General features: G+C 59.3%; 24 protein-coding genes and 1 riboswitch. Of the genes, 9 read left to right on the top strand and 15 right to left on the bottom strand.

Annotated features, from left to right (window positions below; genetic code table 11):
• Nucleotides 1-36: 36 nt before the first annotated feature.
• Nucleotides 37-774 carry a transporter substrate-binding domain-containing protein gene (locus D8U69_RS15910; protein WP_056853916.1) on the bottom strand — a complete coding sequence of 246 codons (738 nt, stop codon included), beginning with the start codon at nucleotides 772-774 and terminating at the stop codon, nucleotides 37-39.
• Between the two features lie 256 nt (nucleotides 775-1030).
• Between D8U69_RS15910 and D8U69_RS15905 the strand changes: the two genes are divergently transcribed.
• A complete protein-coding gene (locus D8U69_RS15905; protein ID WP_130906015.1) occupies nucleotides 1031-1483 on the top strand; it encodes a GNAT family N-acetyltransferase in 453 nt (150 codons plus the stop codon).
• 122 nt (nucleotides 1484-1605) lie between these two features.
• Here D8U69_RS15905 and D8U69_RS15900 read toward each other — a convergent pair whose 3' ends face one another.
• Genes D8U69_RS15900 through D8U69_RS15890 form a run of 3 tightly spaced genes read right to left on the bottom strand, consistent with a single transcriptional unit; the run spans nucleotide 1606 to nucleotide 4589 of the window.
• Complete coding sequence (locus D8U69_RS15900; protein WP_056853918.1) at nucleotides 1606-1932, bottom strand: winged helix-turn-helix domain-containing protein; 327 nt, start codon at nucleotides 1930-1932, stop codon at nucleotides 1606-1608.
• Nucleotides 1929-2420 (bottom strand): M48 family metallopeptidase, encoded by a 492-nt coding sequence (locus D8U69_RS15895; RefSeq protein WP_056853919.1) that lies wholly within the window; start codon nucleotides 2418-2420, stop codon nucleotides 1929-1931. The genes D8U69_RS15900 and D8U69_RS15895 overlap by 4 nt, the downstream gene beginning before the upstream one ends.
• 45 nt (nucleotides 2421-2465) lie before the next feature.
• Nucleotides 2466-4589 (bottom strand): EAL domain-containing protein, encoded by a 2124-nt coding sequence (locus D8U69_RS15890; RefSeq protein WP_130907689.1) that lies wholly within the window; start codon nucleotides 4587-4589, stop codon nucleotides 2466-2468.
• A 321-nt stretch (nucleotides 4590-4910) separates the two neighbouring features.
• Here D8U69_RS15890 and D8U69_RS15885 point away from each other — a divergent pair, with 321 nt between their 5' ends.
• The gene (locus D8U69_RS15885; RefSeq protein ID WP_056853921.1) at nucleotides 4911-5579 is read left to right on the top strand and encodes a polysaccharide lyase family 7 protein; all 669 of its coding nucleotides are present in this window, start codon (nucleotides 4911-4913) and stop codon (nucleotides 5577-5579) included.
• A 74-nt stretch (nucleotides 5580-5653) separates the two neighbouring features.
• Here D8U69_RS15885 and fba read toward each other — a convergent pair whose 3' ends face one another.
• The 6 genes from fba to tkt all read right to left on the bottom strand — a co-directional run bounded on the left by fba (nucleotide 5654) and on the right by tkt (nucleotide 12049).
• Nucleotides 5654-6718 carry a class II fructose-bisphosphate aldolase gene (gene fba, locus D8U69_RS15880; RefSeq protein WP_008081027.1) on the bottom strand — a complete coding sequence of 355 codons (1065 nt, stop codon included), beginning with the start codon at nucleotides 6716-6718 and terminating at the stop codon, nucleotides 5654-5656.
• A 263-nt stretch (nucleotides 6719-6981) separates the two neighbouring features.
• Entirely contained in the window at nucleotides 6982-7314 is a 333-nt protein-coding gene (locus D8U69_RS15875; protein WP_056853922.1) for an MliC family protein, read from the bottom strand.
• A 56-nt stretch (nucleotides 7315-7370) separates the two neighbouring features.
• The gene (locus D8U69_RS15870) at nucleotides 7371-7592 is read right to left on the bottom strand and encodes a hypothetical protein (protein ID WP_130907688.1); all 222 of its coding nucleotides are present in this window, start codon (nucleotides 7590-7592) and stop codon (nucleotides 7371-7373) included.
• 35 nt (nucleotides 7593-7627) lie between these two features.
• Complete coding sequence (locus D8U69_RS15865) at nucleotides 7628-8791, bottom strand: phosphoglycerate kinase (RefSeq protein ID WP_056853924.1); 1164 nt, start codon at nucleotides 8789-8791, stop codon at nucleotides 7628-7630.
• A gap of 25 nt (nucleotides 8792-8816) precedes the next feature.
• On the bottom strand, nucleotides 8817-9875 hold the full coding sequence (gene epd, locus D8U69_RS15860; protein WP_056853925.1) for an erythrose-4-phosphate dehydrogenase: 1059 nt from the start codon (nucleotides 9873-9875) through the stop codon (nucleotides 8817-8819).
• Nucleotides 9876-10051: 176 nt separating this feature from the next.
• Nucleotides 10052-12049, bottom strand: coding sequence for a transketolase (tkt, locus tag D8U69_RS15855; protein ID WP_056853926.1), 1998 nt, complete (start codon nucleotides 12047-12049; stop codon nucleotides 10052-10054).
• Between the two features lie 273 nt (nucleotides 12050-12322).
• Between tkt and D8U69_RS15850 the strand changes: the two genes are divergently transcribed.
• From D8U69_RS15850 to D8U69_RS15835, 4 genes are all read left to right on the top strand, one after another.
• On the top strand, nucleotides 12323-13318 hold the full coding sequence (locus D8U69_RS15850; RefSeq protein ID WP_130907687.1) for a metalloregulator ArsR/SmtB family transcription factor: 996 nt from the start codon (nucleotides 12323-12325) through the stop codon (nucleotides 13316-13318).
• An 18-nt stretch (nucleotides 13319-13336) separates the two neighbouring features.
• Complete coding sequence (metK, locus tag D8U69_RS15845) at nucleotides 13337-14527, top strand: methionine adenosyltransferase (RefSeq protein WP_130907686.1); 1191 nt, start codon at nucleotides 13337-13339, stop codon at nucleotides 14525-14527.
• A 177-nt stretch (nucleotides 14528-14704) separates the two neighbouring features.
• Nucleotides 14705-16417, top strand: coding sequence for an NAD-dependent DNA ligase LigB (ligB, locus tag D8U69_RS15840; RefSeq protein ID WP_130907685.1), 1713 nt, complete (start codon nucleotides 14705-14707; stop codon nucleotides 16415-16417).
• Between the two features lie 63 nt (nucleotides 16418-16480).
• A complete protein-coding gene (locus D8U69_RS15835) occupies nucleotides 16481-16876 on the top strand; it encodes a DUF1090 domain-containing protein (protein ID WP_130906021.1) in 396 nt (131 codons plus the stop codon).
• A gap of 62 nt (nucleotides 16877-16938) precedes the next feature.
• Here the strand turns inward: D8U69_RS15835 and D8U69_RS15830 are convergent, their stop codons facing one another.
• A complete protein-coding gene (locus D8U69_RS15830; protein ID WP_056853931.1) occupies nucleotides 16939-17388 on the bottom strand; it encodes a cytochrome c in 450 nt (149 codons plus the stop codon).
• Between the two features lie 128 nt (nucleotides 17389-17516).
• On the opposite strand from D8U69_RS15830, the gene D8U69_RS15825 reads away from it, so the two are divergent.
• A complete protein-coding gene (locus D8U69_RS15825; RefSeq protein WP_130907684.1) occupies nucleotides 17517-18689 on the top strand; it encodes an MltA domain-containing protein in 1173 nt (390 codons plus the stop codon).
• A 72-nt stretch (nucleotides 18690-18761) separates the two neighbouring features.
• On the opposite strand, the gene D8U69_RS15820 is transcribed toward D8U69_RS15825, so the two are convergent.
• On the bottom strand, nucleotides 18762-19145 hold the full coding sequence (locus D8U69_RS15820; RefSeq protein WP_130907683.1) for an MAPEG family protein: 384 nt from the start codon (nucleotides 19143-19145) through the stop codon (nucleotides 18762-18764).
• A 32-nt stretch (nucleotides 19146-19177) separates the two neighbouring features.
• Nucleotides 19178-20011, bottom strand: a complete 834-nt coding sequence (locus D8U69_RS15815) for an EamA family transporter (RefSeq protein WP_130907682.1) — start codon at nucleotides 20009-20011, stop codon at nucleotides 19178-19180.
• A 307-nt stretch (nucleotides 20012-20318) separates the two neighbouring features.
• Between D8U69_RS15815 and D8U69_RS15810 the strand changes: the two genes are divergently transcribed.
• A complete protein-coding gene (locus D8U69_RS15810) occupies nucleotides 20319-21488 on the top strand; it encodes an MFS transporter (RefSeq protein ID WP_056853935.1) in 1170 nt (389 codons plus the stop codon).
• Here D8U69_RS15810 and D8U69_RS15805 read toward each other — a convergent pair whose 3' ends face one another.
• Both D8U69_RS15805 and D8U69_RS15800 read right to left on the bottom strand, forming a co-directional pair.
• Nucleotides 21489-22376: a formate/nitrite transporter family protein gene (locus D8U69_RS15805; RefSeq protein WP_056853936.1), complete on the bottom strand. Its 888-nt coding sequence runs from the start codon at nucleotides 22374-22376 to the stop codon at nucleotides 21489-21491.
• A 73-nt stretch (nucleotides 22377-22449) separates the two neighbouring features.
• The gene (locus D8U69_RS15800) at nucleotides 22450-22854 is read right to left on the bottom strand and encodes a hotdog domain-containing protein (protein ID WP_056853937.1); all 405 of its coding nucleotides are present in this window, start codon (nucleotides 22852-22854) and stop codon (nucleotides 22450-22452) included.
• A gap of 198 nt (nucleotides 22855-23052) precedes the next feature.
• Nucleotides 23053-23155: riboswitch (S-adenosyl-L-homocysteine riboswitch) on the top strand.
• A gap of 23 nt (nucleotides 23156-23178) precedes the next feature.
• Here D8U69_RS15800 and ahcY point away from each other — a divergent pair.
• Nucleotides 23179-24588 (top strand): adenosylhomocysteinase, encoded by a 1410-nt coding sequence (ahcY, locus tag D8U69_RS15795; protein WP_056853938.1) that lies wholly within the window; start codon nucleotides 23179-23181, stop codon nucleotides 24586-24588.
• The last annotated feature ends 49 nt before the right edge of the window (nucleotides 24589-24637 follow it).

Here is a 24637-nt window from a genome sequence, read left to right as displayed (position 1 = left end):
GAGCTGGCTTGCCAGCGATCAGGCCGCCAGCCCCACCTACATCCCGTGCTGCCTGAGCAATCGCTCGTAACTCCCGTCCGCCTTCATCGCCGCAATCGCCCGATCGAAGCCTGCGACGATCTGTTCATTGCGTGGATTCTTCAGGCTGACCAGGATGTGCAGGCCATTCTCGCTCAGTGGCTTGGGCAGAAACTCCACGGCGTTGCGCACTTTGACGGGCTCACGAGCCAAGTAGTACCGCGCGACGTATTCGTCTTCCAGGGTCAGTTTGACCCTGTCGGCGGCAACCATTCGCACGGCCATCGCGAAACTGTGCACCGGGATCTTTTGCAGGGACTGGTCTTCGTCGAACGCTGGTGAATAGGCATAACCTCGCACCACGGCTATCGGATAGCTGTGCAGTTGCTGCAGATTGCTGTATTCGATGGGCGCATCTTTGCGCTTGAGAAAACGGATGCGATTGACCAGATACTCACCGGAAAACTTGCCCAGTTTCGTCCGCTCATCGGTATACCAGGCATTGACCAGCACATCGTATCGGCCCTCGCTCACGCCCAGCAATGCGCGCGCCCAAGGCACCTGCTCGAATTCACTGGCATAACCGGCCCGCGCCAGTGCGGTGCTGACAATGTCGGTGGCCAACCCGCCGTTGACCAATGTTGCGTCGGTAAACGGCGGCCACGCATCAGCCACCAGCCGCAGCTTCTCTGCTGCCGCACTTTGCGTCAGCAACAGCAATCCGATCAAAGCAAAGGCTCGATGCAATCGCGGCATGCTAGAAAATCCTTAGCGGGCGGCTACCCGACGTGTTTTCAGCCAAAACCCAAGACCCGGTACCCGCACCAACAGGCACTAAAACGGTAGCTCATTGAAGCCACTGCGCATCGCTTGATCCCAGATTACACAAAGAAGACAACCCCGCGAAAAATGAATGATGGCATTTTGGTCGTTGTCACAGATTTCTCCGCCATAAAGACATCCATCGTCTGGACGCTTAGTATCGGAGGAGACGTTTTCAGGGAATCAGAACATGACAATCGATTGGGTCTGCAAACACCATAGCGATCTGGGCAAAGAACAGCTGTACGCCATTTTGCAGTTGCGCAGCGAAGTATTCGTCGTTGAACAGAAGTGCATTTATCAAGATATCGATGGCCAGGATCTGGAAGGTGATACCTGCCATGTGATGGCGTGGGACGGGGATCGACTGGTGGCGTACCTGCGCTTGCTCGATCCTGAACTACAGGGCGGCGACGTGGTGATCGGACGCGTGATCATTGCGCCCCAGGCTCGCGGCACCGGGCTCGGCCATGAGCTGATGGCTCAGGCATTGAAACAGACGCAAAAACGCTGGCCGGATATGCCGGTGTATCTCTCGGCGCAGGCGCATTTGCAGGGGTATTACGGGCGGTACGGATTTGTGGTGGCAGGAGAGGAGTATGTCGAGGATGGCATTCCACATATCGGCATGCGTCGCTCCTGAGAGCCCTATCGCTGGCCAGCCAGCTCCCACAGTGATTGCCGGTGCATCGCAAATTTGCAGTCCGCCTCGGAACCTGTGCGAGCGGGCTTGCCCGCGATAGCGTCAGCACTGCAGCGAAAATCTCAGGGATACTCCAATACGTTTTTTATCTGCCGCAAATTTCGCTCGATCCACCCCCGATCAATCGCGCCCCAATCGCGAATCCGGTAACGGCCGGCATGATTGCGTGCGCCTTCTTCCTGCTCGAATTCGCAAACGATATCCAGGTCCGCCAGCGCTGCGATGGTGTCCTGCGCGGTGCGTCGGGGCATACCGGTGATATCGGTCAGCGCCGGAACACTGCTGGCCAGGCCGCTGTCGATCAGGTACGCCACGTACAAGCGGCGGTAGAAGCTGCTCTTGGTCTTGCTAACGTCCGTCACGCTTGCTCCTTTTTGTAGATCTTTCATTGCATGTCGCGCCACGTCAGGTACACCCGCACATCGAACTCCACCTGGTGATACCCCGGTAGCATGTGTTCGCACAACTTGTAGAACGCCTTGTTGTGATCGGACTCTTTGAAATGCGCCAACTCGTGAACCACGATCATTTTCAGAAACTCCGAAGGCGCTTCCTTGAATAGCGAGGCGATGCGGATTTCCTTCTTCGCCTTGAGCTTGCCGCCTTGCACCCGGGAGATCGTAGTGTGCAGTCCGAGGGCACGATGCGTCAGGTCCAGCCGATTGTCGAACAACACCTTGTCGATGGCCGGAGCGTTGCGCAGGTATTGCTGCTTGAGATCCAGTGCGTAGGTGTAAAGCGCCTTGTCGCTCTGCACACCGTGCGTGTCCGGATAACGTTTGCTCAGGTACTCGCCCAGGCGACCGTCGGCGATCAGTTGGCGCACCTGGTCCTGCAAGGAAGCGGGATACGCCTGGAGGTATTTCAAAGCAGTCATCGCAGCGGCAACACAGATCGTGAACAGGTCGCCAGTGTAGCGAATTCAAATGAGCAACGCGCTCCAGTCGAACGGTTGCGCAAAGTGGCCAGTGTCTTCTGCCATCATCGGACGCGCCACCAGAAAGCCCTGCACATACTCGCAGCCATTGGCTTGCAGCCATTGGAACTGGGCAACGGTTTCAACCCCCTCGGCGATCACCAGCATGCCGTACTGTTTGCACAAGCCGATCACGTTGCGCACCAGCACCGCGTCCCGCGCCGACCCAGGCAGGCGAGCGATCAGATGGCGATCAAGCTTGAGCGTGTCCAGTTCCAGGTCACGTAAGTGGGCCATCGAACAAGGGCCAGAACCGAAATCATCCAGCGCCACCCTGACCCCCAGATTACGCAGCAAGCGTAGCTGTTTGCGGGTTTCCTCCGGGTTGTGCGTCAGGGCTTCTTCCGTCACTTCGACTTCCAGCTGGCGCGGCTGCAAGCCGTGCCGCTCCAACACCTGACGCAACTCAGTCACCAGGTTGGGCATGGCGAACTGCGTTCTGCTCAAACTGATACCCAGTATCAGATCTTCGGCAAACAAGGTTTCCCAGGCTTTGCGCTGTTCGGCGCCGCGTTGGTAAATCCAGCTGCCCAGGCGGCTGATCAACCGCGCCTCTTCCAGCAATGGCAGAAACAGCCCCGGCGGTACGTCCCCGACACTCGGATGCTGCCAGCGCAAGAGTGCTTCAAAGCCGCGAATGCGCCCGTCGCAGATGGCCACCTGCGGTTGATAGACCAGGTTGAAATCACGACTCTCGATAGCGTCACGTACGCTTTCTTCAAGCATCAAGCGCGAACGCGCCCGGCCATTCATCTCATGATCGTAAAAACGATACTGCTGACGACCGGCACGCTTGGCCTCGTACATCGCGATGTCCGAGGCTCGCAGCAAACCGTCCAGGTTGGCACCGCAATCGGGAAACGTGGCAATGCCGATGCTCACGCCCAAAGCGATATCCAGACCGTCGATCTGCTGACAGATCGACACGCGCTCAATCAGCTTTTCGGCGATCTTGGCCGCCTGTTCGGGAAACTCCAGATCGAGCAATGCCGTGAATTCATCGCCGCCCATGCGCGCCAGAATGTCAAAGGAGCGCAAGCAGGCCTTCAACTGCTCGGATACCCAGCGCAACACCCGATCACCGGCATCGTGGCCGAGGGAGTCATTGACGCGTTTGAATCCGTCGAGATCGAGGTACATCAGGACCCAGGCACTGTCGGGTCGCTCGCCACGCAACAGGAGGTTTTCCACGGTCTGGTAAAAACCCCGGCGGTTGAGCAATCCCGTTAGCGGATCGGTCACCGCCTGGTATTCCAGTTGCTGGTGCAGGTGGCGCACCACAGACATGTCCAGCACGGTGACCACCATCGCACGCTGCTCGGCAGGCAAGGGTGCGCAGGACAATGCCACTGGCACCTGCTGCCCCGGCGCGGTCCGCAGCAATGCGTCGTGCAGGCGCAATGTTTCACCGCGTTTGAAGCCGGCCAGCAAGTCCGAGTCGGCCCATACAGGAATGTGTGGCTTTTGCAGGAAATCCAGAAACTCCTTGCCTTGCAACTCTTGCACGGTGGCACTGAGCAGACGCGACATTGCCGGGTTGGCGAAGCGGATCAGACCGTCCTCGTTCACCACCAGAATGCCTTCGGCAGCGTTGTCCAGCACCGAGGCATTGAAGGCGCGAGCGACCTCCAGATCGTGGCTCAGGCGCTGCAAGGCGCGGCGATTGCGCTGGTGCTCCAGCAACGCCTGGACCTTGGGCTTGAGAATCTGCGGGTCGAACGGTTTGAACAGGTAATCCACGGCGCCACTGGCATAACCCTTGATTACGGCGTCCTGGGACTGTTCGTTGGCGGTCAGGAAAATGATCGGCGTCAACCGTGTCCGTTGGCTGCCGCGCATCAGGCGCGCGACTTCGAACCCGTCCATGCCCGGCATCTGCACATCGAGCAGCACCAGGTCGACATCATGCTCAAGCAGCAAGCCGAGAGCCTCGAACCCTGAGGCAGCGGTGATGACCTGCCAGTCCTGGCGCTGCAACAAAGCGCGCATGCTGATCAGGTTTTCAGGGTAATCGTCGACGATTAAAAGTGTTGAGTTGCCTTCAGCTGGCGGGGGGTGCACGCATTCCATGCTGCTTCTCTATTTTCTGGACGTCAGGCCGGTTTTTTGTGAAAACCGGACAAATACTGTGCCTTCACTCTAGACCGGGATCAACTAAATCAGAAGCTGTCAGTACGCCATCATCTAACTAAAGGGTTAATTCGCCGACTAACGGTCGTGCGTGAAGGCGGCTAAAACCGGGAAAGATGGCGTTTTGACAGGATTTTGACGTCATCCATCTGTCAGTCCACCATTAACAAACATCTCACCTACGATTATAAAGATCGCCCTCCGAGGCGCGTACTAGAGCTTCTGGCACGCCCGTGCAGCTAAATCTGTGGAAGCATTTTTATGATCGACCTCGCAACCTGGAACCTCAGCGTTCCCGTCGGCAGCCCGCCGTACACTGTTGAAACGTCCAAACTGGTAGACGGCTTCAAGGATCAATACTTCCACTCCGACACCGGCACCCTGTTCTTCTGGTCGCCCGTGACCGGCTCCAAAACCGAAAACGCCATCTACCCGCGCACCGAGCTGCGCGAAACCTACAGCAACGGTACGCTGCGCAATTGGTATTACCCGGATGCCGACAACCTGCTGCGTGCCACCCTGACGGTGCACCAGGTGCCGAGCTCCGGCAAAATCGTCATCGGGCAGATTCACGCGTACAAGAGCCAGAGACCAATGGTCAAACTCGAGTACCAGTACAAGACCAGCAGCGAAACCGGCAACCTCGTCATCAAGGTCAGAATGCACCCCGACGACGCCGAGAGTCGCGTCATCACCCTCGCCACCGGCATCAAGCTTGATCGTGAATTCAACTACCTCATCCACCTGAGCCCCGGCGGCGCGCTGGGCGTCAGTGGCGCAGGTTACCAATGGGACACCAATATCAGCGCCAGCTGGCGCGACAAACCGCTGTACTTCAAGGCCGGGGTTTATGTGCAGGACAACACCGGGTACACCACTGAAGGCGGGAAAGTGACTTTCAGCAAGCTGGATATCGATCACGACCAATAAACAGCAAAAGATTGCAGCCATAAAAAAACCCGCATGTTCATGCGGGTTTTTCTTGCGACTCGAACGCTGAAGGCTTAGTTGACCTTGGCGTTCAACTCACCTTTGAGGTAACGCTGGTACATCGCTTCCAGAGAGATCGGCTTGATCTTCGAAGCGTTGCCCGCGGTGCCGAAGGCCTCGTAGCGAGCGATGCACACGTCGCGCATTGCGGTCACGGTAGCACCGAAGAATTTACGCGGGTCGAACTCGCTCGGGTTGGTGGCCATCAGGCGACGCATGGCGCCGGTGGATGCCAGACGCAGGTCGGTGTCGATATTGACCTTGCGTACGCCGTGCTTGATGCCTTCGACGATCTCTTCAACCGGTACGCCGTAGGTTTCTTTGATGTCGCCGCCGTACTGGTTGATGATCGCCAGCCACTCTTGCGGAACCGAAGACGAACCGTGCATCACCAGGTGAGTGTTTGGAATGCGCTTGTGGATCTCTTTGATGCGGTCGATCGCCAATACGTCGCCGGTAGGCGGCTTGGTGAACTTGTAGGCGCCGTGGCTGGTGCCGATGGCGATGGCCAGGGCATCGACCTGGGTACGCTTGACGAAATCAGCGGCTTCTTCCGGGTCGGTCAGCATCTGGCTGTGGTCCAGAACGCCTTCGGCACCGATACCGTCTTCTTCACCCGCCATGCCGGTTTCCAGCGAGCCCAGGCAGCCCAGCTCGCCTTCTACCGATACGCCGCAGGCGTGAGCCATGGCTACGGTTTGCTGGGTAACGCGGACGTTGTAGTCGTAGTCGGTCGGGGTCTTGCCGTCTTCGCCCAGGGAACCGTCCATCATGACCGAGCTGAAGCCCAGCTGAATGGAACGCTGGCAGACGTCAGGGCTGGTGCCGTGGTCCTGGTGCATGCACACCGGGATGTGCGGGAATTCTTCGATGGCCGCCAGGATCAGGTGACGCAGGAACGGCGCGCCGGCGTATTTGCGAGCACCGGCCGAGGCCTGGACGATCACCGGGGAGTCAGTCTTGTCAGCGGCTTCCATGATGGCGCGCATCTGCTCAAGGTTGTTGACGTTGAAGGCTGGAACGCCGTAGCCGAACTCGGCTGCGTGGTCCAACATCTGGCGCATGCTGATAAGTGCCATTGTGTGTGTCTCTCCCGGTTTGGGTCGTTAATCGTGCCAGCCTGCCGTAGCGGCGGCGGCTATTCAAGTTATTGCAGATCGGGGGTTGGTCCGGCCTGCCAATTCGGTGTTACCAAAATCTCAAAAACTACAAAGACCCTGTGGCGAGCGAGCTTGCTCGCGCTCGGCTGCGAAGCAGTCGTAATCCGGCTATCTGATCGGGAACGCTTCGCGCTCCAGCGGGAGCAAGCTCCCTCGCCACAAAAGCCCAGCGGGCGGCATTTTCATTGCGCTTTACAGCCACGCCCAATCAAATCATTGGTGGCGACCCAGTAAACCAGGCCTTCCTCACCTTTTATGTGAAACGCCAGCATGTTGTCGCTGTACAGCGAGCCCGAAGCGCCCGGCTCTTGCTTGAGGCGATAGACCTGATCGGCGCCGCCCAGGCGGACATCGACTTGCGTACGACTGTCGTCGGTATAACGCCAGAGCACTTTGGCCTGGCTGTCGCAGGTCCAGGTGGTCCAGTTATCCGCCGGGGCGGACGACTGGAACGGGTTCATGTTGGCGCACCCGGCCAGCAGTGCCAGCGCCGTAATGGCGATAAAACCTTTCATCCGTGTTCCTCGACCGGCAGCGCACGCCACCGGCCCTGAGTAAAGAGTCAGACCCGTCAAGGGCAACCATGTTCCTTGGCGGGGGTCTGTGACTCGTATTTGTCCAGGCCTTCAGGCCCGGAACGCTTGTTGAGCACCGGATTGGTTTCTGCCTGCCAGTCAGCCTGGTAGCAGCCGCTCCGGGGTGCAGACGGCGCAGGCTCCGGAGTTGCTTTGGGGGTGCTCCCACAAGCCACCAGCGAACCCGCGACGATCAACAGCGCTAACGTCCTGACCATAAAAACACTCCCTTGCCTGGCCAAACGGGGCGGCCTCAGGCCTTGGCCCGGGTTTCCAGGACTTCAACGGCTGGCAACACCTTGCCTTCGACGAATTCGAGGAACGCGCCGCCGCCGGTAGAAATGTAGGAGATTTGCTCGGCAACGCCATATTTGTCGATGGCTGCCAGGGTGTCGCCGCCGCCTGCAATGGAGAATGCCGCGCTGTCGGCGATGGCCTGGGCCAGCACTTTGGTGCCGTTACCGAACTGGTCGAATTCGAACACGCCGACCGGGCCGTTCCACAGGATGGTTTTCGACGACTTCAGCAGTTCGGCGAAGTTGGCCGCGGTTTGCGGGCCGATGTCGAGAATCATGTCGTCGGCAGCAACGTCAGCGATCAGCTTGACGGTAGCGGCAGCGCTTTCAGCGAATTCCTTGGCAACCACCACGTCTACCGGCAACGGAACGCTGACTTTGGCGGCGATGGCGCGCGCGGTGTCCAGCAGGTCCGGCTCGTACAGCGATTTGCCAACCGGGTGACCGGCAGCGGCCAGGAAGGTGTTGGCAATGCCGCCGCCGACGATCAGTTGATCGCAGATCTGGCTCAGGCTGTTGAGCACGTCGAGTTTGGTCGAGACCTTGGAGCCGGCAACGATGGCCGCCATCGGTTGGGCCGGGGCGCCAAGGGCCTTGCCCAGTGCGTCCAGTTCAGCGGCCAGCAGCGGGCCGGCAGCGGCGACTTTGGCGAACTTGGCCACGCCGTGGGTCGAACCCTCGGCGCGGTGAGCAGTGCCGAAGGCGTCCATGACAAATACGTCGCACAGTGCGGCGTATTGCCGGGCCAATTCGTCAGCGTTCTTTTTCTCGCCCTTGTTGAAACGTACGTTTTCAAACAGCACGATGTCGCCGGCCTTGACGTCGACGCCACCCAGGTAATCAGCCACCAGCGGCACTTCGCGGCCCAAAGCCTTGCTCAGGTAGTCGGCGACTGGCTTGAGGCTGTTCTCGGCCGAGAACTCGCCTTCGGTCGGACGGCCAAGGTGCGAGCAGACCATCACGGCCGCGCCTTTTTCCAGAGCCAGCTTGATGGTCGGCAGCGAAGCCAGGATTCGCGCATCGCTGGTGACAACACCGTCCTTGACTGGGACGTTGAGGTCTTCGCGAATCAGTACGCGCTTACCTTGCAGATCGAGGTCGGACATCTTCAACACGGTCATGGGTCGCATTCCTGGAGTTTCTGTTTTAGAGAGCAGTTTTTTTCGAAGCGGCTGTTTGCAGATAGTGTTCTGCAACGTCCAGCATTCGGTTGGCAAAACCCCATTCGTTGTCGAACCAGGCCAGGATGTTCACCAGCCGGGGGCCGGAAACACGGGTCTGACTGGCATCGACGATCGCCGAATGTGGGTCATGGTTGAAATCACAACTGGCGTGGGGCAACTCGGTGTAAGCCAGAAGGCCTTTGAGCGGGCCGCTGGTGGCAGCCTCGCGCAGGATCCGGTTGACCTCGATGGCGTCCGTGTCGCTTACCGTCTGCATCGTAATGTCGAGGCAAGACACGTTAACCGTCGGCACACGTACGGCTTTGGCCTGAATTCGCCCGGCAAGTTCCGGCAGCAGGCGTTCGATGCCGCGTGCCAGACCAGTGGACACCGGGATCACCGACTGAAACGCCGAACGGGTGCGGCGCAGGTCTTCGTGGTGATAGGCATCGATGACTGGCTGATCGTTCATGGCCGAGTGGATCGTGGTGATCGACACGTACTCCAGACCAAGCGCCTGATCCAGCAGGCGCAACAGCGGCACTCCGCAATTGGTGGTGCAGGACGCGTTGGACACCAGCAGCTCATCGCCGCTCAGGCAATCCTGGTTCACGCCGTAGACGATGGTGGCGTCGACATCGGCCTCGCTGGCCATCGGCTGGGAAAACAGCACCCGTGGCGCACCGGCGTCGAGGAAACGCTGGCCGTCTTCGCGGGTGTGGTACGCGCCGGAGCACTCCAGCACCAGATCGACGCCCAACGACGCCCAGTCGATGCCTTCGGGTGTGGCACTGCGCAGGACCTTCACGCAGTCGCCATTGATATGCAGACAATCGCCGTCGACCTTCACCTCACCGGGAAAACGCCCGTGGGTGGAGTCGAAGCGTGTCAGGTATTCGATGCTGGCCATGTCGGCCAGATCGTTGATCGCGACAATTTCAAACCCGGCCTTTTCGCCTCGCTCGAACAACGCACGCAAGACGCAACGACCAATCCGGCCGTAGCCGTTGAGTGCAACTTTGTAGGGACGCGGTTGAGGCATGGGGTTCTCTATTACCGTGGTGAATCCGATAGTGAAGCATCGCCTGAACTATCGCTATCGCGGGCAAGCCCGCTCCCACAGGTTTTTCTGGTGCTCACAAAATCTGTGTTCACTGGAAATTCCTGTGGAAGCTGGCTTGCCAGCGATGGCGTCAGATCAGACGCACATCTTCTGGATCAGTCTTCCAGCAGCTCTTCAGCCTGACCCAGGATGTTTTCCAGGGTGAAGCCGAACTCTTCGAACAAGGCAGGCGCAGGCGCCGACTCGCCGTAGGTGGTCATGCCGATTACGCGACCTTCCAGGCCCACGTACTTGTACCAGTAGTCCGCATGAGCGGCTTCGATGGCGATACGGGCGCTGACCTGCAACGGCAGGACCGATTGCTTGTAGCCGGCATCCTGGGCATCGAACACGCTGGTGCACGGCATGGACACCACACGCACCTTGCGACCTTGCTCGGTCAGCTTGTCGAAAGCCTGAACAGCCAGGCCGACTTCCGAACCGGTGGCGATCAGGATCAGCTCAGGCTCGCCGGCGCAGTCCTTCAACACATAACCACCACGGCTGATGTCGGCGATCTGCAGCGCGTTGCGGGTTTGGTGCTGCAGGTTCTGACGCGAGAAGATCAGGGCCGAAGGACCGTCCTTGCGTTCCAGTGCGTACTTCCAGCTGACTGCCGATTCAACGGCATCGGCCGGACGCCAGGTATCGAGGTTCGGCGTGCAGCGCAGGCTGGCCAGTTGCTCGATTGGCTGGTGAGTCGGGCCGTCTTCGCCCAGACCGATGGAGTCGTGGGTGTAGACGTGGATCACGCGCTGTTTCATCAAGGCCGACATGCGCACGGCATTGCGGGCGTATTCCATGAACATCAGGAAGGTCGCGCCGTAAGGCACCAGACCGCCGTGCAAGGCAACGCCGTTCATGATCGCGGTCATGCCGAATTCACGCACGCCGTAGTACATGTAGTTGCCGCTGGCGTCTTCGGCGGTGACGCCTTTGCAGCCTTTCCACAGGGTCAGGTTGGAACCGGCCAGGTCAGCCGAACCGCCGAGGAACTCAGGCAGCAGCGGACCGAACGCGTTCAGGGCGTTCTGGCTGGCCTTGCGGCTGGCGATGGTTTCGCCTTTGGCCGCGACTTCGGCGATGTAGGCGTCGGCCTTCTCGGAGAAGTCGGCCGGCAGTTCGCCGCTCAGACGACGCACCAGTTCATTGGCTTCGCTCGGGAATGCAGCGGAGTAGGCAGCGAAACGCTGATCCCAGTCAGCCTCGACCGCGAGGCCGGCTTCCTTGGCATCCCACTCGGCATAAATGTCAGCCGGAATTTCGAACGGACCGTGGTTCCACTTCAGCGCAGCGCGGGTCAGGGCGATTTCCGCGTCACCCAACGGGGCGCCGTGGCAGTCTTCCTTGCCTTGCTTGTTCGGCGAACCGAAGCCGATGGTGGTCTTGCAGCAGATCAGGGTCGGTTGCTCGCTCTTGCGGGCCGTCTCGATCGCGATCTTGATTTCTTCCGGATCATGACCGTCGACGTTGCGGATCACTTGCCAGTTGTAGGACTCGAAGCGCTTCGGCGTGTCATCGGTGAACCAGCCTTCGACTTCACCGTCGATGGAGATGCCGTTGTCATCGTAGAAAGCGATCAGCTTGCCCAGGCCCAGGGTGCCGGCCAGGGAAGCGACTTCGTGGGAAATGCCTTCCATCATGCAGCCATCACCCAGGAACACGTAGGTGTGGTGATCGACGATATTGTGGCCAGGACGGTTGAACTGCGCCGCCAGGACTTTTTCTGCCAGGGCAAAACCCACGGCATTGGCCAGGCCTTGGCCAAGAGGACCGGTAGTGGTTTCAACGCCCGGGGTGTAGCCCAGCTCCGGGTGACCCGGGGTGCGGCTGTGCAGCTGACGGAACTGCTTGAGGTCTTCGATCGACAGGTCGTAGCCGGTCAGGTGCAGCAAGGAATAGATCAGCATCGAGCCATGGCCGTTGGACAGCACGAAGCGGTCACGGTCAGCGAACGATGGGTTGCCTGGGTTGTGCTTGAGGTAGTCGCGCCAAAGCACTTCGGCGATATCTGCCATACCCATCGGGGCACCGGGATGGCCGCTGTTGGCTTTTTGCACGGCATCCATGCTGAGGGCACGAATGGCGTTGGCACGCTCACGACGGCTAGGCATCGCTGTTCTCCTGCGGGTTCTGAAACGAGAGTGATAAAAATGAAACGGAAAAAAGGCGAGCATTTTCCCTCACCCGGACGCCTCGGGGCAATGACAGATAGTCATCTGGGGGCGTTTTTCCAATCGATATCGACGGATTCGGTGGGTGAAACCTTTCCGCCATTCGTTTGTTGACTGACGTTAACGTTAAGAAGTGCCATCTATCGTGCAATATCAAAACTTTTTGATATTGCCCTTGCGGTGCTTCCTGTGCGTGACTAGACTGCCGGCCTTATGAATCTACGCCTGCCTTCCATTCGCCACGACGATTGCGATGAACTGGCGGCCCTGTGCAAGGCCGGCGGCGATCCTCTGCGGCTGAATGTTTTACGTGCATTGGCCAACGATTCTTTTGGCGTGCTGGAACTGGCGCAAATCTTCGGCATTGGCCAGTCGGGCATGAGTCACCACCTCAAGGTATTGGCCCAGGCCGACCTGGTGGCAACTCGCCGCGAAGGCAACGCGATCTTCTACCGTCGCGCCCTGCCCCACAGCGACTTGCTGGGCGGCAAATTGCACGCAGCCTTGCTCGAAGAAGTGGATGACTTGAGCTTGCCGGTCGAAGTGCAGGCACGGATCGCCCAGGTCCACGGGCAACGTGCCGCGGCCAGCCAGGATTTTTTCTCGCGGGTCGCGGAGAAATTTCGCGCCCAGCAAGACTTGATCGCCGGCCTGCCGCAATACCGCGATAGCGTGGTGGCGCTGCTCGACAAGCTGGGTTTCAGTGAAGGCAGTACAGCCATCGAAGTCGGCCCGGGCGACGGTTCATTTCTACCGGAACTGGCGGGGCGCTTCTCTCAGGTCACCGCTGTGGATAACAGCCCGGCGATGCTTGAGCTGGCGCGCCAGGTCTGTGAGCGCGAAACGCTGACCAACGTCAGCCTGCAACTGGCCGATGCCTTGAACGGCGTCAGCCTCAAGGCTGATTGCGTTGTATTGAACATGGTGCTGCACCATTTCGCCGCACCGGCCGATGCGCTCAAGCACATGGCCAATCTGCTGCAACCAGGCGGCAGCCTGTTAGTGACCGAGTTATGTAGCCACAACCAGAGTTGGGCCAAGGAGGCCTGCGGTGATCTCTGGCTGGGGTTTGAACAGGATGATCTGGCCCGTTGGGCCACCGCTGCGGGACTCGTTCCCGGGGAAAGCCTTTACATAGGCTTACGTAATGGTTTCCAGATTCAGGTCCGACACTTTCAACGGCCGCCTGGCGACACTCACCATCGGTAAACTCAGGAAAACATCGAGATGAGCGAATACTCCCTTTTCACCTCCGAGTCCGTGTCTGAAGGGCATCCGGACAAAATCGCCGACCAGATTTCTGATGCGGTGCTGGACGCCATCATTGCTGAAGACAAACTCGCCCGCGTGGCTTGCGAGACTCTGGTGAAAACGGGCGTGGCCATCATCGCCGGCGAAGTCACCACCACCGCGTGGGTAGACCTGGAGCAAATCGTTCGTGATGTGATCACCGACATTGGCTACACCAGCTCCGACGTTGGCTTCGATGGCGCGACTTGCGGCGTGATGAACATCATCGGCAAGCAGTCCCCCGACATCAACCAGGGTGTCGACCGTGCCAAGCCTGAAGATCAGGGCGCCGGCGACCAGGGTCTGATGTTCGGTTATGCCAGCAACGAAACCGACGTATTGATGCCGGCGCCGATCACCTTCTCGCACCAACTGGTGCAGCGTCAGGCTGAAGCCCGCAAATCCGGCCTGCTGCCATGGCTGCGTCCGGACGCCAAGTCGCAAGTGACTTGCCGCTACGAAAACGGCACGGTCGTGGGTATCGACGCCGTTGTTCTGTCGACCCAGCACAACCCGGAAGTCTCGTACAAAGACTTGCGCGAAGGCGTGATGGAGCTGATCGTCAAGCACGTGCTGCCTGCCGAATTGCTGAGCAAGGACACCCAGTTCCACATCAACCCGACCGGCCAGTTCATCATTGGCGGTCCGGTAGGCGACTGCGGCCTGACCGGTCGCAAGATCATCGTCGACAGCTACGGCGGCATGGCTCGTCACGGCGGTGGTGCGTTCTCCGGCAAGGATCCATCGAAGGTTGACCGCTCGGCGGCCTACGCCGGTCGCTACGTGGCCAAGAACATCGTCGCCGCCGGCCTGGCCGAGCGCTGCGAGATCCAGGTTTCCTACGCGATCGGTGTTGCCCAACCGACTTCGATCTCGCTGAATACCTTCGGCACCGGCAAGATCAGCGACGACAAGATCGTCAAACTGGTCCGCGAAGTGTTCGACCTGCGTCCATACGCCATCACCAAAATGCTCGACCTGCTGCACCCGATGTACCAGGAGACCGCTGCGTACGGCCACTTCGGTCGCACCCCGACCACCAAGACTGTTGGCGAAGACACCTTCACCACATTCACCTGGGAAAAAACCGACCGCGCCGACGACTTGCGTTCCGCTGCCGGCCTGTAAGACTTCCCTGGCTGTACCAAAAGCCCCGCACGGTTCGCCGTGCGGGGCTTTTTATTGCCTTGCGCTTGCGCTGCTTTCGCGGGCAAGCCAACAGAAATACCCGGCAAAACACCTGCCCTTTGTGCCAGTCGATACTGACCTAGCCTTCAAGCATCCCAATGAGCAAGGACGCTCTCGATGCTCCTCAACCTTCACCTGTTTCTTCCCGGCTTGCTGGCCTGCTGCGTTAACGTCCATGCGTCCCAATGCCCCGACTGGCCAGCCGAACGCGCAACGAACGAAATCAGCGCACTGCAAAAGCAGATCGACACCTGGGATGACAGCTATCATCGCGGCGGACAATCGCTGGTCGCCGACGAACTCTATGATCAGTCACTCGCGCGACTGAATGTATGGCGCCAGTGCTTCAACGTGAGCATCACCCCAGATCCACTGCGCACTGCGCGCGGCACGCGGGTGCATCCCGTCGCCCATACCGGCCTGGAGAAATTGCGCGATGCGCAGGCAGTCGACCACTGGCTGCGCGGTCGTACGGACGTCTGGGCTCAGCCCAAAGTTGACGGTGTGGCCGTAACCCTGATTTATCGCCAGGGCTTGCTCGCTCAAGCCATCAGTCGCGGCGATGGGACACAAGGCCAGGACTGGACGGCTTCGGCACGCCAGATCGCTGCGATTCCCCAACAATTGTCCGAGTCGGTGGATCTGCTGGTGCAAGGCGAGCTCTATTGGCACCTGACCGATCACGTACAGTCACGCAACGGCAGCCTCAAAGCACGCGCCATGGTCGCCGGTTTGATGGCCCGCAAATCAGTGAGCGTCGCAGAGGCGAGCGCAGTTGGCCTGTTTATCTGGGAATGGCCAGAAGGCCCGGAAAACCTGGCGGATCGCATCACCAAGCTCGCCGGCCTGGGCTTTGCGCAAACCATCCTTTATAGCCAGCCGATCAGCTCGCTCACCGACGCCGAACGCTGGCGCGAGCACTGGTACCGCTCGCCCCTGCCGTTTGCCAGCGACGGGATCGTTTTGCGCCAGGGCAAACGCCCCTCCGCCGAGCGTTGGCAGGCCAAACCGCCCTATTGGAGCGTCGCCTGGAAATACCCTTTCGCCCAGGCTTTGGCCGAGGTACGCAAGGTGAACTTCAACATTGGCCGGACCGGGCGGATCACGCCCGTGCTGGAGCTTTCGCCGGTGATGCTCGATGATCGACAGATCAAGCGAGTCAGCGTGAGCTCTGTGCAGCGTTGGCAGGCAATGGACATTCGCCCCGGAGATCAAGTCGCCATCAGCCTTGCCGGCTTGACCATCCCCAGGCTCGACAGCGTGGTGTTACGCAGCAGCGAACGGGCGGAAATCAACGTGCCGCGGGCGCAGGATTTCCATTCATTGAGTTGCTGGCAGCCAACACCAGGCTGTACTCAACAATTTCTTGCCCGCCTGACCTGGCTCAGCAGCAAACAGGGGCTGGGCTTGCCCCACATCGGTCCTGGCACCTGGGAAAAACTTCTCGCCACGGGGCGCCTGAACAGTCTTCTGGATTGGTTGACCCTCGATGTACAAGAGCTTGCTAACATTGATGGTTTCGGCGAGCGCAGCGCTGCTCGTCTGTTGAACAGTTTTCACGCTGCGCGGCAACGTCCTTTCGCCCGCTGGCTGAAAGCCTTGGGCCTACCCCCCACAGGGCAGGCGCATTTGGGCAATTCATGGCAGGCACTGGCACAACGAGACATTGAACAATGGCAGGCCGAACCCGGCATTGGTCCGGGGCGGGCGGCGCAGTTAAGGGCATTTTTCCGCGACCCGCAGGTCCTGGCTCTGAGCGAAATCCTGAGTGAGGCAGGCATTGACGGATTCAAGCCAATGCCGACGTCAGCCGATCCGGGAACCCAATAGTACCGATGGGCTCAAACAAGCCATCGCCGCATCGACAAGACTGCCTTTTCTCCTGGAGTTTTTATGAAATTTCTTCCACCGCTGGCCCTGTTGACCCTGTGCAGCGTAATGGCCGCTCCATTGATCGCTGCCGAAGACGCACCAGGCCTGACCGGTTGCGCAGCCAAGAAGCAAGGCATCATCAACCAGATCGAGCTGGCAAAATCCCACGGCAATGCCGAGCAGCAGGCCGGCCTGGAAAAGGCGCTCAGCGAAGTCACCGCCAACTGCACCGACGCTTCGCTGAAAAAGGAACGGGAAAACAAGGTGCTGGAGGCCAAGCACGAAGTCAGCCAGCGTCAGGCCGACCTCGACAAGGCCATGAAAAAAGGCGACCCCGAGAGGATCAACAAGCGCAAAGACAAACTCGCTGAATCCCGCAAGGAACTGCAGGAAGCCGTGGATGAGCTGGATAAATAAAGATTTTCAAGATCAAAGGATCGCAGGCTTCGGCAGCTCCTACGCTGCGATCTTTTGAGCATTCAATGATCCCGAAACTCTTTATGGCACGCACTACAGGTGTCTTCGACCCTCTGCATCGCCGGCCCCAGAAGACTGGCCTTGTAGGGCTGAACCTTGCTGGCAATCACCAACTCACCGGTGGCGGCTTCAAGGGTGCGAGCCAGTTCCTGAAAGCGAGCCTGTTTCTCCCAGACATCGTTCGTGGCGCTGGTATGGTCTTGCTCTCGCACCTGTGGAAAGTGTTTCCACGGTTCGTGGGACAGCGCGTCGAGTTTCACCGCGCCGTCAGCGAATTTTTCCCCATCGAAGGGAATACGGCCACGCAACATGCCACCCAGGTCTTCGCCGGTCTTGAGCATTTGCTTGAAAATGGCCTTGCGCTGGCCAAGTGGCGAATTGGGGTCGACGCCGCCACAAGCGGACAACGTCAGGCAGGCCAGCAATACAATGGAAAGTCTTTTAAAAGTCATGGTGGCTTCAGGTCACGGGAAACGGCGGCCAGTATCCCCGCGTCATCGGCAAACACCAATAGCCCTAATATCAATACGGGTTGCATGAGCGCATGGAGCACTCTGGCAATCGGTAAAGGAATCACTCCATGAACAGCCGTTTCAAGGCATGGCGTCACAGCCTGACCTGGACGTTGCCGATGGTGGCCCTGCTTGCAGGTTGCACCGGTGGCGACAAGCAACAACCGAAAACCCATGCGTTGGCCACGTACTCCAGCGCCACATGGGAAGCCCTGCCTGCGGTAACCGATAGCGACCTGGTGGCCGGTTTCGGTTCCTGGCGCAGCGCCTGCACCCGGCTCAAAGCTGATCCGGTTTGGGGAAGCACCTGCGCGGCGGCGGCCAACGTACCGCAAACCGCGAATGAAATTCGCGGCTTTCTCAAACAGAACCTAGACGTCTACGGCCTGCGCGCTGCCAATGACAATCCCAACGGTTTGATCACCGGTTACTACGAACCGGTCTATCCCGGCAGTCTGACCCAGACCAGTATTGCCAATGTGCCGGTATATGGCGTACCCGATGACATGATCATCGTCGCGCTGGACAGTCTCTACCCTGAACTCAAAGGCAAGCGCCTGCGTGGTCGCCTCGAAGGGCGAGTGCTCAAGCCTTACGACGATGCAGCGACCATCGAAACCAAAGGCGTCAAGGCCCCCGTAGTCGCCTGGCTGACCGATCCGATGAACCTTCAATTCCTGCAAATCCAGGGTTCCGGTCGTATCCAGCTCGACAACGGCCGCCAGCTACGCATTGCCTATGCCGACCAGAACGGGCATCCGTATCGGCCCATCGGCCGCTGGCTGGTGGAGCAAGGCGAGCTGAAAAAAGAAGAGGTGACCATGGGCGCGATCAGCGATTGGGCCAAGGCCAATCCGTCGCGCATCCCCGAACTGCTCGGCAGTAACCCCAGTTACGTGTTCTTCACCCGAAACCCGGACAGCAATGAAGGGCCGCGCGGCTCGCTCAATGTTCCGTTGACCGCTGGCTACAGCGCTGCGGTGGATCGCAAAGTGATTCCGTTGGGCAGCCTGTTATGGTTATCCACCACCAAACCGGACGGTACCGCTCTGGTTCGACCGGTCGCAGCACAAGACACTGGCGGCGCGATTACCGGTGAAGTGCGAGCGGACCTGTTCTGGGGCACCGGCGAGGCGGCCGGACAACTGGCGGGGGACATGAAGCAACAGGGACAAATCTGGATGCTCTGGCCCAAAGGTGCGGCGCTGCCGCAAGTGCCACAGGTGGCCGACAAGCTCTAAAAGCAAAGAATCGCAGGCTTCGCCCGGACGATGCACGAGCTGGCGCAGCCTGCGATCTTTTGATCTTGTTATTTAAACCGACACCACAAAGAAACTCACGATCAACCCCATCCCGACAAACCACATCAACGACCGCAGCATCGCCAGATCCGTCAGATAGAAAATGATGTAAAGCAGACGGCTGGTGATGAACAACACCGACAGCACGTTGATCGTCACCAATTCGGCATTGCCGGCCAGGTGCGCCACGATCACTGCCGCGGCAAATGCCGGCGTCACTTCGAAACTGTTCAACTGCGCCGCGTTCGCCCGCCTGCCCAAGCCTTCCAGAGAATCGAGAAACCCGCGTGGATCACGATTGTGTCTCAACCCGTACCCGCCGCTGACTTTCGCCACAGCCGTACACACATAAGGCAGGAAAATCGCGATCAAAATGCACCATAGAGCAACCGTCATAAAGCAGTCCCTTTTTCACGTTTTCAGAACAGTCAGAATTTCATGACCAATATGCCGATCAGCACCAGCCCACAGGCTAAGAGGCGCGGCCTGCCAAAAGGTTCTTTCAGGTACCGCATGCCGAACAGCACCACCAGTATCACGCTGATCTCGCGCAACGCCGCCGCCTCGGCAATCGACCCCAACTGCATGGCCCACAGCACCAGAGCGTAGCTGAACAGCACACAAAACCCGACGGCCAATCCCAGCCGCCACTGTTCACGCCAGAACAACCTGAACGCTGGTCGCTTGCTTACCCAGGCCAACAGAGGAAACGGCCAGGCGCTGAGCAGCGTCACCCAGACCAGGTAATCCAAGGGGTGTGACCAACGCCGCAGCGCCTGACCGTCAATGAAGGTGTAGCAACCGATGCACAGACCGATCAACCCCACCACCGGGAGCATCGACCACGGCAGACGCGCACCACCTCCGCCCTGCCAGAGCAGGCACAGCATGCTGAGTGGGATCAGCAGGATTCCGAAGATTTGCTGGTTAGTCAGTACCTCCCCGGCAAATATCAGCGTCAGCGCCAGCACCACCAGGGGTGACAATCCGCGCATCAGCGGATAGACCAACCCGAGATCGCCAACCCGATACGCCTGGATGAGCAAGTAACGGTAGAGCAACTCGAATGCCGCGGAAGCCAGAATCCACGGCCAGATCTCCAGCGGCGGCAACGCCACGAACGGCAGCATCACCACAACGAACAGCAAAGCCACGCTATCCATGCAGGCCACGACCAATAGCCGTTCGGCGCTGAATTTGATCAGGGTATTCCACGCCGCGTGCAACAGCGCCGCCACCAACACCAGTGCTGTTGCAAGCACGGCCCACTCCTTCTTGTTTTCACCGAAAGCTCCCGTAGGAGCGAGGCTTGCCCGCGAACCAGTCGCCTCGGTGCAAATCATAAACCGCGTTATCGTTCTTCGCGGGCAAGCCTCGCTCCTACGAAGAGCAGGTAGAGAATTGATTCGCGATATGTCAGTGGCTGTTTATACTGCAGGCGACCACGCCGCACTCAGTTGCGCACAGACTAATTCCAATAAAATCTGCCCTGGCCGCTCTCATCGAGAACGGACCCTGGCATGCGTATGCCTGATCAGAGCGTCAAGACTACCGACAGAGACCTTGCGCATGCCACTCGCTTTGCTTGCCCTCGCTGTTGCCGCATTCGGCATCGGCACCACCGAATTCGTCATCATGGGCCTGCTGCCCGATGTCGCCCGCGACCTTGCCGTGAGCATTCCCCACGCCGGATTGCTGATCACCGGTTATGCCTTGGGCGTGGTGTTCGGTGCGCCAATCCTCGCAATCGGCACCGCCAACATGCCCCGCAAGGCCACGCTGCTGGGCATGACACTGATGTTCATCCTCGGCAACATGCTTTGCGCCCTGGCACCGAATTACGCCACGCTGATGGCCGCTCGGGTGGTAACGGCGCTGTGCCACGGAGCGTTCTTCGGCATCGGCTCGGTTGTAGCCGCCGGACTGGTCGCACCGAACAAGCGCGCCCAGGCGATTGCCATGATGTTCACCGGCCTGACCCTGGCCAACGTGCTGGGCGTGCCGTTAGGCACCGCACTCGGACAATATGCCGGATGGCGCTCGACGTTCTGGGCGGTGTCGGTCATCGGTGTCATTGCCGCCCTTGCCCAATGGTTGTGGCTGCCGAAAAACATCGCAATGGACAAAGCCAACCTTGCCAGTGAGTTCAAGGTGCTGGGCAAGCCCAACGTGCTGTTGGCCCTGGGCATGAGCGTCTTGGCCTCGACCAGCCTGTTCAGCGTGTTCACCTACATCGCGCCGATCCTGCAAGACATCACTGGCGTCAGCCCCCATGGCGTGACGATCATGTTGCTGCTGTTCGGTGTGGGTCTGACTGTGGGCAGCATGCTCGGCGGACGCTTGGCCGACAGTCGCTTGCTGCCTTCGCTGGTCGGCATGGCGTTGGCTGTGGTGCTGGTACTGGCCGCCTTCAGCCAGACCAGCCATTCGGTTGTCCCGGCAGCGATCACGCTGGTGCTGTGGGGAATCTTTGCCTTTGCCCTGTGCCCGATCCTGCAACTGCTGATCATCGATCAAGCCCATGAAGCGCCCAACCTTGGCTCGACGCTAAACCAAAGTGCGTTCAATCTCGGCAATGCGGCGGGTGCCTGGATTGGCGGACTGGTCGTCGCCAGCGGAGCCGATCTGGCAGACCTGCCCTGGACCGGCGCATTGGTGAGCGGCTTGACCGTGCTGACCGCGCTGTTTTTCATCTACCTGCAACGACGCCATACCGCCACAGTCAACGTTCCCGGCTGATCACTTCTTGACGTCCTGCGGATCCGAGGTCTGTTTTCGATCCGCAGGCTCCTTGGGCGCTCCGCTTTCACTGCGAATTTGCGCATGGCTGATCAAGGCGAAGATAAAACTGCCACCGACGATGTTCCCCGCCAATGTCGGTCCGGCAAACACCAGCCAGAAATCACTCCACGGCAATTCGCCGGCAAATACCAGGTAAGAAACCTCCAGCGAACCCACCACGATGTGAGTGAAATCTCCCAAGGCCATGAGATAGGTGATGAGGATGATGATCCACATCTTGGCGCTTTCCATGGACGGAATCATCCAGACCATGGTGGCGATCATCCATCCGGAAACAATGCCTTTGGCGAACATCTTGCTGGGGTCGTTTTCCATGATCTTGCGGCCGATGTCGAGGAAGGCCACATCGGTTTTGCTGTCGAAGATCGGCAGTTCCAGCATGACGTACGCCACCAGCAAGGTGCCGCAGAGATTGCCCACCAGCACCACCCCCCATAACCGCAGCAATCGACCGAAGTTGCCCAGCGTGGGCTTGCTCATGATCGGTAGCACGGCGGTCAGGGTGTTTTCGGTGAACAGTTGCTGACGGGCGAGAATGACCGCCAGGAACCCGGCGCAGTAGCCGAAACTGGCGATCACCTTGAACCCTTCGCCATCTGGCAGGCGTGAATTGAGCAAGCCCATGGCCATGAGCGACAGGCCCATGGTCAGGCCTGCGGCCAGCGCCGACCACCATAGCGCGGCCACGCTGCGTTCGAGTTCCTGATCGCCCTGGGTGCGGATGATTTCGTGAAGAACCGCCGCACGTGGCGGCTGGTTTTTTTCGACCTCGTGCTGCTCTTTTGGCGAGAGGTCGGGGGTCTTGCCGTCTTTTTTAGTGTCCATGGGGCTCCTGAACCGCAGGGGTGCGATGTTGTTACGACCCGCGTGGTTCAGGTTCCGTTCTGCTGGCCCGCCGTTATTCGACGCTGGCGTCATCCTTGAACTGATCCTTGACGTACTTGATCTCGGTCCGGCCATGGGGCGCGGGCAAGCCGTCCTCACCCAGGTTGACGAAGACCATCTTCTCGACCGTCAGAATGCTTTTGCGGGTGATCTTGTTGCGCACTTCGCAAGTCAGGGTGATCGAGGTGCGGCCGAATTCGGTCGCCGTGATGCCCAGCTCGATAATGTCGCCCTGGCGCGAGGCACTGACGAAGTTGATTTCTGAAATATATTTGGTGACCACGCGCTGGTTGCCCAACTGGACGATGGCGTAAATGGCCGCCTCTTCGTCGATCCAGCGCAGAAGACTGCCCCCGAACAACGTGCCGTTGGGGTTGAGGTCTTCGGGTTTAACCCATTTGCGTGTGTGGAAATTCATATTCACTCCCGAGCGTCTTGCCGAATGATGCCCATCATCATGGCAGAGCCCGACCTGGAGCTCTATCAGGCATCGCCTATGGCTTCGATTACCGTTCGGACATTGACCAACAGAAACGCTTTGGAAGATCAGCATAGCCCGCTATAATCGCCCCCGTTTCAAAACGGTAATCTTCACTTGCTACCGTTTTCCCGCCACCTGTCCGAGGGGCGCTGCAGCAGGTTCGACCTGTCAGGCTCGGATGGGGCGTTGCCTGGCCTTCAATGGCTGGACACTAAACGCACAACGGCGCCCATTCGCATACATTACGAATGGAGGCTCTTCATGAGCGCTGTTATCACGCCTGCAGATTTTAACGATTACAAAGTCGCCGACATGTCCCTGGCTGCCTGGGGCCGTCGTGAAACCATCATCGCCGAATCGGAAATGCCGGCACTGATGGGTCTGCGCAACAAGTATTCCGCCGAGCAACCGCTCAAGGGCGCGAAGATCCTCGGCTGCATCCACATGACCATCCAGACTGCCGTGCTGATCGAAACCCTGGTTGCCCTGGGTGCCGAAGTACGCTGGTCGTCCTGCAACATTTTCTCCACCCAGGACCAGGCTGCCGCCGCCATCGCCGCTGCCGGCATCCCGGTCTTCGCCTGGAAGGGTGAAACTGAAGAAGAGTACGAGTGGTGCCTGGAGCAAACCATCCTCAAAGATGGCGCGCCATGGGATGCCAACATGATCCTCGACGACGGCGGCGACCTGACCGAGCTGCTGCACAAGAAATACCCGCAAGTGCTCGATCGCGTTCACGGCGTGACCGAAGAAACCACCACCGGCGTGCACCGTCTGCTGGACATGCTGGCCAAGGGCGAGCTGAAGATCCCGGCCATCAACGTCAACGACTCGGTCACCAAGAGCAAGAACGACAACAAGTACGGCTGCCGTCACAGCCTGAACGATGCGATCAAGCGTGGCACCGACCACCTGCTGTCCGGCAAGCAAGCGCTGGTCATCGGCTACGGTGACGTGGGCAAAGGCTCCGCTCAGTCCCTGCGCCAGGAAGGCATGATCGTCAAGGTCTCCGAAGTCGACCCGATCTGCGCCATGCAAGCCTGCATGGACGGTTTCGAGGTGGTATCGCCGTTCATCGACGGTATCAACAACGGCACCGAAGCCAGCATCGACAAAGCGCTGTTGGGCAAGATCGACCTGATCGTGACCACCACCGGCAACGTCAATGTTTGCGATTCGAACATGCTCAAAGCCCTGAAGAAGCGCGCTGTCGTCTGCAACATCGGCCACTTCGACAATGAAATCGACACCGCTTTCATGCGCAAGAACTGGGCATGGGAAGAAGTGAAGCCACAGGTTCACAAAATTCACCGTACCGGCGCCGGCGATTTCGACCCGCAGAACGATGACTACCTGATCCTGCTGGCTGAAGGCCGTCTGGTTAACCTGGGCAACGCTACCGGTCACCCAAGCCGCATCATGGACGGTTCGTTCGCCAACCAGGTTCTGGCGCAGATTTTCCTGTTCGGCCAGAAGTACGCCGACCTGTCGCCAGCCCAGAAAGCCGAGCGTCTGACCGTTGAAGTACTGCCGAAGAAACTCGACGAAGAAGTGGCCCTGGAAATGGTCCGTGGCTTCGGCGGCGTCGTGACTCAACTGACCAAGACCCAGGCCGACTACATCGGCGTGACCGTTGAAGGTCCGTTCAAGCCGCACGCTTACCGCTACTGATTGGTTCCTGCTGTCCGCTTCCTCAAGGGGAGCGGACTCATGCAGGAAA

It is taken from the genome of Pseudomonas sp. Sample_16 (assembly GCF_004307665.1).
Lineage (GTDB): Bacteria > Pseudomonadota > Gammaproteobacteria > Pseudomonadales > Pseudomonadaceae > Aquipseudomonas.
Note: the sequence above shows the minus strand (reverse complement) of the source record. Positions and strands in the feature narration are given on the sequence as shown.

Coding starts and splice junctions, on each gene's coding strand:
- D8U69_RS15910 (WP_056853916.1), bottom strand. CDS start 774: ATGCCGCGATTGCATCGAGCCTTTGCTTTGATCGGATTGCTGTTGCTG.
- D8U69_RS15905 (WP_130906015.1), top strand. CDS start 1,031: ATGACAATCGATTGGGTCTGCAAACACCATAGCGATCTGGGCAAAGAA.
- D8U69_RS15900 (WP_056853918.1), bottom strand. CDS start 1,932: ATGAAAGATCTACAAAAAGGAGCAAGCGTGACGGACGTTAGCAAGACC.
- D8U69_RS15895 (WP_056853919.1), bottom strand. CDS start 2,420: ATGACTGCTTTGAAATACCTCCAGGCGTATCCCGCTTCCTTGCAGGAC.
- D8U69_RS15890 (WP_130907689.1), bottom strand. CDS start 4,589: ATGGAATGCGTGCACCCCCCGCCAGCTGAAGGCAACTCAACACTTTTA.
- D8U69_RS15885 (WP_056853921.1), top strand. CDS start 4,911: ATGATCGACCTCGCAACCTGGAACCTCAGCGTTCCCGTCGGCAGCCCG.
- fba (WP_008081027.1), bottom strand. CDS start 6,718: ATGGCACTTATCAGCATGCGCCAGATGTTGGACCACGCAGCCGAGTTC.
- D8U69_RS15875 (WP_056853922.1), bottom strand. CDS start 7,314: ATGAAAGGTTTTATCGCCATTACGGCGCTGGCACTGCTGGCCGGGTGC.
- D8U69_RS15870 (WP_130907688.1), bottom strand. CDS start 7,592: ATGGTCAGGACGTTAGCGCTGTTGATCGTCGCGGGTTCGCTGGTGGCT.
- D8U69_RS15865 (WP_056853924.1), bottom strand. CDS start 8,791: ATGACCGTGTTGAAGATGTCCGACCTCGATCTGCAAGGTAAGCGCGTA.
- epd (WP_056853925.1), bottom strand. CDS start 9,875: ATGCCTCAACCGCGTCCCTACAAAGTTGCACTCAACGGCTACGGCCGG.
- tkt (WP_056853926.1), bottom strand. CDS start 12,049: ATGCCTAGCCGTCGTGAGCGTGCCAACGCCATTCGTGCCCTCAGCATG.
- D8U69_RS15850 (WP_130907687.1), top strand. CDS start 12,323: ATGAATCTACGCCTGCCTTCCATTCGCCACGACGATTGCGATGAACTG.
- metK (WP_130907686.1), top strand. CDS start 13,337: ATGAGCGAATACTCCCTTTTCACCTCCGAGTCCGTGTCTGAAGGGCAT.
- ligB (WP_130907685.1), top strand. CDS start 14,705: ATGCTCCTCAACCTTCACCTGTTTCTTCCCGGCTTGCTGGCCTGCTGC.
- D8U69_RS15835 (WP_130906021.1), top strand. CDS start 16,481: ATGAAATTTCTTCCACCGCTGGCCCTGTTGACCCTGTGCAGCGTAATG.
- D8U69_RS15830 (WP_056853931.1), bottom strand. CDS start 17,388: ATGACTTTTAAAAGACTTTCCATTGTATTGCTGGCCTGCCTGACGTTG.
- D8U69_RS15825 (WP_130907684.1), top strand. CDS start 17,517: ATGAACAGCCGTTTCAAGGCATGGCGTCACAGCCTGACCTGGACGTTG.
- D8U69_RS15820 (WP_130907683.1), bottom strand. CDS start 19,145: ATGACGGTTGCTCTATGGTGCATTTTGATCGCGATTTTCCTGCCTTAT.
- D8U69_RS15810 (WP_056853935.1), top strand. CDS start 20,319: ATGCCACTCGCTTTGCTTGCCCTCGCTGTTGCCGCATTCGGCATCGGC.
- D8U69_RS15805 (WP_056853936.1), bottom strand. CDS start 22,376: ATGGACACTAAAAAAGACGGCAAGACCCCCGACCTCTCGCCAAAAGAG.
- D8U69_RS15800 (WP_056853937.1), bottom strand. CDS start 22,854: ATGAATTTCCACACACGCAAATGGGTTAAACCCGAAGACCTCAACCCC.
- ahcY (WP_056853938.1), top strand. CDS start 23,179: ATGAGCGCTGTTATCACGCCTGCAGATTTTAACGATTACAAAGTCGCC.